The organism is Halocatena halophila, from assembly GCA_027563145.1.
Taxonomy (GTDB): domain Archaea; phylum Halobacteriota; class Halobacteria; order Halobacteriales; family Haloarculaceae; genus Halocatena; species Halocatena halophila.
Map to the genome: position 1 here is coordinate 90,624 of CP071308.1, position 9,077 is coordinate 99,700.

At 51.8% G+C, this 9,077-nt stretch carries 6 protein-coding genes; 2 read left to right on the plus strand and 4 right to left on the minus strand.

Annotation, left to right across the window (positions count from 1 at the left end):
• The first annotated feature begins 5 nt into the window (after window positions 1-5).
• Window positions 6-1,037 (plus strand): hypothetical protein, encoded by a 1,032-nt coding sequence (locus JXQ78_RS18160; protein ID WP_330633590.1) that lies wholly within the window; start codon window positions 6-8, stop codon window positions 1,035-1,037.
• 455 nt (window positions 1,038-1,492) lie between these two features.
• On the opposite strand, the gene JXQ78_RS18165 is transcribed toward JXQ78_RS18160, so the two are convergent.
• Entirely contained in the window at window positions 1,493-2,323 is an 831-nt protein-coding gene (locus JXQ78_RS18165) for a lamin tail domain-containing protein (protein ID WP_330633591.1), read from the minus strand.
• Window positions 2,324-2,513: 190 nt separating this feature from the next.
• On the opposite strand from JXQ78_RS18165, the gene JXQ78_RS18170 reads away from it, so the two are divergent.
• Window positions 2,514-3,221, plus strand: coding sequence for an SOS response-associated peptidase (locus JXQ78_RS18170; RefSeq protein WP_330633592.1), 708 nt, complete (start codon window positions 2,514-2,516; stop codon window positions 3,219-3,221).
• A gap of 11 nt (window positions 3,222-3,232) precedes the next feature.
• Here the strand turns inward: JXQ78_RS18170 and JXQ78_RS18175 are convergent, their stop codons facing one another.
• The 3 genes from JXQ78_RS18175 to JXQ78_RS18185 form a co-directional block, all read right to left on the minus strand.
• Window positions 3,233-4,561 carry a restriction endonuclease gene (locus JXQ78_RS18175; RefSeq protein ID WP_330633593.1) on the minus strand — a complete coding sequence of 443 codons (1,329 nt, stop codon included), beginning with the start codon at window positions 4,559-4,561 and terminating at the stop codon, window positions 3,233-3,235.
• A 382-nt stretch (window positions 4,562-4,943) separates the two neighbouring features.
• Window positions 4,944-6,173, minus strand: coding sequence for an RNA-guided endonuclease InsQ/TnpB family protein (locus JXQ78_RS18180; protein WP_330633594.1), 1,230 nt, complete (start codon window positions 6,171-6,173; stop codon window positions 4,944-4,946).
• A gap of 762 nt (window positions 6,174-6,935) precedes the next feature.
• Window positions 6,936-9,077 carry a type B DNA-directed DNA polymerase gene (locus JXQ78_RS18185; protein WP_330633595.1) on the minus strand — a complete coding sequence of 714 codons (2,142 nt, stop codon included), beginning with the start codon at window positions 9,075-9,077 and terminating at the stop codon, window positions 6,936-6,938.

Sequence of the window (9,077 nt, forward strand, 5' to 3'; positions counted from 1 at the left end):
TTAACATGGAAATGGTTGCTTTTTCTGAAGTAGATATGGCCGATAACAACTCTCAGAACGGGAATGAAAGAGTTCCTCTTACTCATCGAACGGATCGAATTGCCATCCGAAACGATACGGGGACACCTTTTGTGTTTGTTGATGATGACCCGCTCATAGGTGCTGACGGTGAATTCCTCCGTCATCAGCGCTATTCGTTAGAGATAGCGGAATCGGAGACTTTTGAGGGCACCATTCGAGAGATCGTTGACCAGTTCAAGGTGGACTCCGAACGTCAGTTCTACTATGCTGTTACGGGTGATCGAGCACAAATCTGTGGCAATACCATTGATGACTATTTTGACGCATTAGGAAATTTTTCCATCACGTATTCAGACTTGGACGAACAACTTCCAGCACCGACGGATAAAGTTTCTCAAAAGCGTCAAGACCTACCGTTAGAGGTGACTGGTGTTGGTGTCGTTACTGTAGGGGATGTAATACTTCAATTTTACTCAACATTTCTCATTAATCAAGAGACCAGAGAGCGACAGCACATAGAGACATGGCTATGCTTGACGACATATAGGCGACAAGGACCACTCACCGCACAATGGCTACATGACCGGCTTCAACATTCTGCGATAGGTTCACCTTCAGCAGTTAGACGACAATCGCTCGACCAACTATCTCTTCAGCTCGATGGGCCACTCAATAAGGTAAAGGGCCATAGGCTCATGGGCTATGTAGACGAAATTGACACACCCGATCCACCAAATCAGGGTAATGGGATCGAATACATCACGTGCCTGAACCCATACTATCGGGCTGATGAAGAACGTCAGAGTGAATTAAGCCAACAGCTTGGAAACTCAGCGGCTCATGATGATCTCTACTCTGTAATTGTGAATATTGATCGCATTCCAATGCGGCCTCGAGGTGGATCGTTAGGGGTTGATGTTGATAAATTCATCAACGCTGATTGTCGTTTTCTGAGCTTTGAAGCGCTGAATGGGATTGTGCTAGCCTCTGGAAAGGTAGATCCTATAAAACGTTGACATCCTCCGCGCGCTAAAGTGGCCGAGCGAAGCTCGGCTGATCAGCCAGAACGAAGTTCTGGCGAAGCGCGAGGATTCCTCCGTTGGGGGTTCGGCTACCGACCCACGGAGGCAACTTGCGGGTTCGTGCGCACTTCTTTGGGACTTTCGTGAGGGTGTGGTTTCCCAGACCAATCGTGGTCGTCCCACTCGAATCGCACGGGCCGTGCCATCGGCAGCGGTTGAATACAGTTGGTCGGGTTCATCCCCGTCGCCAGACTACGTCTGGCGGGCAACCAGAACTGCTCTGCAGTTCTGGTGACGCCCTGAAGGACGAGGCTTTCGCCTCGAATTTTCAGTAAGACTCTCCAGGTGGAATCGGACACATGCTCAACTTAATTGGCTTTTTTGGATTCATGACTATCTCTGGAGCAAGCACCGAGGTATTCGGACAGCCCCGAATGTAGAAGTTACCTTCAATAGGATTTCGTCGCGACAACCGATCCTGAGCTATCTGTTACTGTCACAGTATCGCCGCCATTATTCCAAACAGCCCCCGAAGCGCCCCAGTAGCGATCACTGGTAGTGTCCGAACCACTGCCGGTATGGAGCGTGACAGTTGCTTCCGCCGCGATCGAGGCATCACTCGGGAACGTGTAACTATGTCCAGCTGCATCTGACACAGTCCATCCAGCCATATCGAGCGTCTCCGAGCCAGAATTCTCGAAGACAACGTATTCATCGTTTAGATTATAGTTGTCATTGCCAGCCGCGTCAGCGTGAATCTCAGCGATTGACAGACTTCCACTACCGTCTTCGCTCCCGACATTGCGACACTGCCAAAGCCCCCGCTCAGCTGCCTGAGCAGCTGATTCGGCAGAATAGAAGCTATCGCTAAGGCTGAATTGACTGTCGTATACGCGCGCATGGCCGCTGTCGACGAGGTTATAGTTGAGATTTTGGCCGTCATCTTGAATGTACGCTAAAAGTCGACCATAGTATCCACGTCCGTCACTTTCCGAATCCAACTCGAGCGTGATCTGCTCACCGATGGAGAGTTCAGACTTCACATGCGAGCTCGCAGCGTCACCCGCATCTTCTAAACATTGCTTTCCAGCCTCTGTATCTGGGACTCCTTCGTATTCTGTGGGGTCATTCTCTCCGTACACCTCTGGTGTGTCAACTCCGAGCAGCCGGACAGTATCTTCCGTACCGTTTTCGTACTGAATATTAACCGTATCACCATCAACAACGTCTGTAATGGTTGCTGAGAGCGTATTTGTCGTCGTTGGCGCTGTTGCTGGCATAGCTACGCTAACGAGAACTAATGCTACAATTCCGATCACAGTACCAAAGCGCATCAATACATCTTTCCCAATCTATTATTTTAATAATTTCTAATAGAATGCTATAGTATTATTTGCTATTATTTTTGGCATGGGGGATCTCCTGATTTGCTAGCCATATCTTGATTGAACTGGCGAAAAAGTCTAATCTATGTGTGGGCGTAATTCACTCTTCATCGATCTGGAGGACTTAGAGCAACGTTTCGAAGCAAAAGTAGAGTCCGAAGAAGCCTACGAAACTCGATATAACATTGCTCCTGGTGGGCGTATGGAGATCATCACGAATAATTCTCCAGACGAAATCAAGCGGTTTCATTGGGGGTTGATTCCGTTCTGGGCCGATGAGCCTGAAGAAGGGATCATCAACGCTCGGTCGGAGACGGTTGACGAAAAACGGGTCTTCGAACAATCCTGGGAATCGCACCCCTGCCTCGTTCTTTCGACCGGATTCTACGAATGGCAATCAAAGGGGGGATCGAAACAACCCTACCGAATCTTTCGGGAAGATGATCCAGCATTTGCTATGGCAGGTATTTGGGACCAGTGGGAGGGTGATAGTGCGTCTATCTCGTGTATGTCAATTCTGACAACAGAACCGAACGACCTAATGAAACCGATCCACGACCGTATGCCGGTTGTTCTGCCAAAAGATGCTGAAGATGTGTGGCTTTCAACTGGATCAGAGCATCGGAAAGAAATGTGTCGGCCATATCCCGATGAAGATCTCGCAGCAGATCCGATCACCACTCGAGTCAACAATCCTCAGAACGACGATCCTCAGGTTATCGAATCCATAGATTCTGAGCAATCAGGACTTGACGAATTTTTTAGGGGATTTGGAGATTTGAATATTGTGTAGCCCCACGGGACTCACAACAGATAGATTAGCGCAACTAAAACGACCAGAACGAATCCTATAATCGCCGGCCTATTTTCTAGAATCATCTTATGAGGAGAATATTGCTCGAACTCCTCACGGAATTGCTCCATATTCTCTTTATCGTAGAAGAACCGTTTTCGCAGAGCAAAACGGCCAGTCACAGCACATTCTGTACAAACGGGTGTTCCCTCAACCCGCTCGGTTCGAATATGCCGCCAACAATTGATACTCCCACAATTTTCACAGTAGGTCAGAGAGATCCAGGACCAGCCACAATGGTTGCATCGGAAGATCCCATTCTCAATTATGCGATGGTTTTCACCAGCAGCATCGTATTCCAGTGAATACCCATGCTCCAGTAATCGAGTCTTCGATCGAATCCGAGGGACATACATCGGAGTGAGATTGGTAATAGAGATGTCTGAATCAGAGGGGACGCATTCTTTGTCGTAATCGACGTTATTCTTCCCCGTATACTCTACCGTCTCAGTATGCTCAGCTTTGACTTGGTCCGCTGCCCACTCTTTGAAATCACTTTCTGCGTGCCGGAACCGTTCGATCGTGATGCTATCGAATCCCTCCTGGACGGTCGGATCATTCAGTTCGACGAACTGGTGAGAGTCATCATCAAGAAATTGTTGGAGTGAATCATCGATCGGCTTCGGCTGTGAACTGTTCCCCCGAAGATGAAACGTGTCACACTCGTTGACCCTGTGAATTACTCCCACTGACGTTTCGAACTTCGCGTCCGTACGGGCTTCAATCGAAACGACTGGATAGAACTGAACGCTTGATTCAATCGACCCAATCTCGCTGGGTTCGATATTGTTGACGGAATCGAATTGCTCTAAAACTGGCTTTTCAATATCTCCTGGTGGAAGCGTGTGGCGACACACAAGCTCAACTTTGCCGTTCTGGAGATCTAGCCCAGCTTCTTCCGAGATCTCACGAAGTCTGTTTCCATCGACGAGTTCGATTTCCATTCCATCCCCCCCGGCTCTGATTTTGTCGACATGCTCCTTGGCCTGATCCGTGAAGATTCCAGTTGTCACGACCATCCCTCGAACCGGTGCGGAGTTGTCATGAGTAAGCGCAGCAGAGTGGAGTTTCTGGACGATTTCCCGACCGACCTGATCCATATGCTTGCACTCAACGACGATTTCGCGCCGTTGCCCATTCACCGTCTCTTCCATTAGAATATCGCGACCCTCATCTCCCGTCTGGGGTGTTTGCTCGACATTCTCGTATCCATAGTTGCTAAACACATCTACCATGATAGCCTCGAATTCGAGCCCAGATAGGTCATCTAATACCGGCATATGCTTTTATACTATTCACATATAATATAACTTCAGGATATTAATTAGTAGATTGGAATATTCTATGAGGATTCCTGATGTGGACCATATCGATGTCTTCGGAGTGTTCAAAGAGAGAGATCCGCGTGACGAAAGCAGGTTGAAAGCTATGAGTGTATAATTTCAACAAAAACAGAGATATATGTCATCAGCCGGTACGGACAGGACAACGATTGTTATCCCGCAAATTCAAATAATAAATCCCAGCAAGGAGGGGCGCTTCTAGCTGTTGAACGCCTCTATGGTGAATGCGAGGAAGATAGACTTTTGAAACTGGGTTAGCATCAGCTATACAGTTCTATCCTTCAACCTTTCATCTCAGCCACACAAGCGGTCTACAGAGTCAGATCCACATGGAACAATCGTTGATCCCCGAAACATCATCGTGCTGTGACCGCAGCACCCACAATTTGGCGATATTGAAGGCTGCATTCGCATCGGCGTGATATTCGAGCCCGCAGTTCTCACACTCGAAGTCATTTCGGTCCCGGAACGCCTTGTCTATTGTTCCGCATTGGTGGCATGTGGTGCTCGTTCCTGCTGGATCAATACCAGCGACGGGAATCCCCCGTTCATTCGCCTTATAGCGGATGTTTTCTTTGAGTTGGTGAAATGGCCACTCGTGAACCGGATCACGAGCCGTCTCGCGGTAGTCGGTGAGATCTTCGAGTACAATCACGCATGGAGTAAACTGCTCGGCGTATTCGATGACCGCGCGCGAAGCCTGGTGCGTCACTTGATCCGTATATCGAGCATGTTCGTCTTCACACGCTTTCACCCCTTGGAGATCGCCAGCGGCTTGCAGCTGTGATCGTTTGTCTGTCAATCGATCGCGATGGTGCCGAAACTCTCGGCCCGGTTCGATAGCGGGTTGTTCTTTCGAGACCTCGCTCCAACCTCCATCAAGGGGCGAAATTGCGCCAGCGGCGTAGATTGTCCGTTCACCCAGATCCACACCAACGACGTGTTCGATCTCATCCAGCTCTGGAGTGACAATTGGCACCTTTTCTTTCGTCGAGATATGCAGAAACAGCGAGCCGTCTGCTTGTCGGTGCAGTTCAGCTGAACCATAGGCCATTGGGTCATCCTCGTCGAGAATTCGCGCTAGATACTCGTTCTGGTGCTCACCGCCATCGATCCGAAACCACTCGTGATTGTACGGTCTGAGCTTTAGCTTCACACCGTACCCGGATTCGTTGGCAGTAAGCTCGTAATGATCCCCGCGAAACCGCATATAGGAAGCGTCGCCAAACTGGCCACTCGGGTGGGAATCTGACGGTCCCCCGTTACTGTTCCAGGAATCGTAGGCCTCCATAACCTTGAATCCGGCCTGTAGGGCATGGGCCGCCATTATCCCGTTATCGTCTGGAAATCCTCGTTTGAGAGTCTTTGTAACGAGATTCGAACGTGAATTACTCCACTGAGATGGTTGGAATGACATCGCCTGGTCCGAAAACCAGTCTGCCATCTCCTGCCAGGCATCGATCGTATTCCAAACAAGATCGTCTTTGCGCTTCGAGGATGCTAACTTACAGATGAACGTCCGATTCACCTTCTTCTCTACTGTTTCCATGGGAGCTAGTCGGCCTGGCCCAGTATAATGTTCATTGGTAGCAAGTGGCAAGAAATCTAATGAGGTATACGAGCGAAGGTTTCTGTGACCGTTGCTGGCTATATGTCAGTCGGCGGGACGCGGTAGCTTCGCCGCGCGATGTCGATTGATAGTATCGGCATCGAGCCTACCCGGAGTCACCAAGCTCCCTTGCCCGTAAGGTCCAGCCTCGGGCAGCTGGCGGCTGTAGGGAATCATAGGACGTACAGCTCACCCAGCGTCCGCTGGACGAGGGGAAAAGAGATGCATAGACAGCATCCGGCTCGCGGAAGTAGCGGCGGTTGGGACACAGAGCAGGTGCTCGACGAGGTCCCGAAAATTACAGACCTATACCCACACGGTGTGGGGGATGCGAACCCTTCAGGCCAAGAGTAGGCACCCCGCCACATACCGAGGGGGATACTCCAATCCTCCGTGAAAGTGGAAAAAGAATATTTCCAATCCATATCCGACGTGGGGGATCATACAATACTGTTCCATCGACCCCCGGGGGGTGACGCAGTACTGAGGGTCGACGGAAACGACCGACCCGCAACCTCCACAACAGTGCTTGTAACCCCGAAATGGGCAATGGTTACAAATGCACCCTAGTGGGGTCGAAGCCACCAAGGCTTTGAACTCTTCGCGAGACAAGCCGAGTTACAAATGCACCCTAGGGGTCGAAGCTGGTCCAAAGATGTTGTCGTGAGGGTTGTGCCTGTTTCCAGACGTATCCTCGTAGGGTCAAAAGCTCCTGAGGTCTACTTCCTCGGTCCCTTCTAACTCTGCTTGGATTCGGTCTCGTTTCCACTCCAACGGTGAGAGAATGCTCTCTGTGGCTCGCACGAGTTCGGTGACGTAGTACTCGGCGTCGTATCGATCCAGCGTTTCGTGAGCGAGCGCCACGCGGTCGCGCGATTGTTTGTCATCATCCACGACTATGTATCGGACGTCCTGTCCGGGATGGATCGACAGTCCCTGGTTGCGAGCTCGTTCAAGCGCAGCGACGTTGGTGGTGTACTGCGTGTAAGCATCGACTGGTTTTGAGACACGGTTACGAACGACGAGTTCGGCGGGATCGACGTTGCCACGTCGAAGCCGACCAATTGCACGGTTGAGCAGTCCGATCACAGCTTCGGGAGAGCGGGTCCTGTCGAGACAGTCCAGACACTCGTTTTGAAATGCCTCGATGAACGGCGGGGTCGAGCGCTGTCGGGCCTCGATCCCCCGGATTTTGAACTCGTCTCTGTTGGCGTGTTTGCCGAAATATTTGGTTAGCGCACCGGCCGCAGCGTGGCGCTGTGGTACGAACGCTACCCAGTCAAATTCGCCCTCATACTCCAGTTCGATGCCCACGGCCTCAGTGACCGCCGCAGCGATCTCTTCAAGCGATTGCTGGTCGTCAGCATCAGAATCTGGTTTCACCCAGATCGAATCGACGATACCGTGAACGACCCGCCAGCCACCGGCCTCGAGGTGGTCTTTGGCGGTGAGGAGGATCTCTCGAGCGAACGCGTTGATCGCTTCGTGGCACTCGATGCGTCCGAACTTCGCGTTGTTGAATCCCTGGTAGCCGAAACAGGCGACGAGTATCCACTTCAGGGCATCCGATCGACCGGATAGCGAATCAATCTTGTCCTGGTCGGGATCAGCACACTCTCGTTCTTTTCGGATTTTAGCTTTGATCACTTGGCGATCGTCAATCAGCGGCTGGAGCACATCGGTGAGGTAGCCCTGTTCATCGCAGATCGAGTAGCCGAGCTCGGGGACGTCACTGCGATCGGCGTGACAGTCACACCGGATCACATCGGGCGAGACGTTACGCGTGCAGATGATGTTGGGATAGAGACTGGCGAAATCGAGTTCGTGAACCGCCTCATGCAAGCCGACCTTTGGGGTGAAGATGAAGCCACCTCTATCTGCATGGTGCAGTGTCGTCATCGACTTGAACTGCTCGTGTCGCCAGGAGCGATTCGGGACCAGCACGCCACGGTCGTGGGCTTCACAGATCTGGATCGCCGTCAGGATGTTCCCGATCGACGCCCAGGCAGCTTCCTGGAGTGGCTTTCGTGACCGGAACACTAGATCGAGAATGCCGTCGAGATTCGACTTGCTGTAGAAAAACGAGCTCGATCGATCGAGTATCACTCGACCGGGAACATTGTACCGTGCCGGTGAGTGACCGATCTGCCCGTAGCTGGCGTACGTCGATCGGGTGGCCAGCTGTTGATAGTCGATATCGGGCCAGCGACTCAGTGAAAACCAATTGAGCTCGCACTCGTCGGCCATCGAGTACAGCGTCGGTACGATCTCGGCGGTTGAACAGACCAGCACGTCGGGATCGCGCTCGTCGATCGCCGTCTGAACGGCATCGAGAATAGCTGGCGGTCGTCCGGTTACTGTGTCGCCGTCGATCGCGAGCTCGCCATACTGCTCTCCAGCAGTTTCGGCTATCGGAACGTCGAGTGTAAGTGCCCTAGGGGTACGTGCCGGTGTTGGATCGCGATCTGTTTCCAGACAGTAGCGGAACTCCCTGGAAATATCCACGTTGAACGTTGTGACATCGCCGATCGGAATCGTTGGAAGCTGACGGGCCTGCTCGGCGAGCGAGGGGATAGCATCGATATGCGTTGCGTCGACGGCCAGCACGGGCTCGTGCTCGCGACGAAAGCCTGGCCGGCGATCGACACGTTCGACAGCCACGACATCTGGATGGTTGGCGTAGAGCGTATGGAGAGGGTCGAGATCGACCCCAGTGTCCGGAGAGCGCGAGCCGACGAAAAACCGTGGAGTGTAGCCGGTTTGGACTGTATAGTCGGCACTATCAGCTGTGAGTTCCCACTCTACCACACGACCGTCGTCCAGAAAGTCGAACGTGTAGGCCAT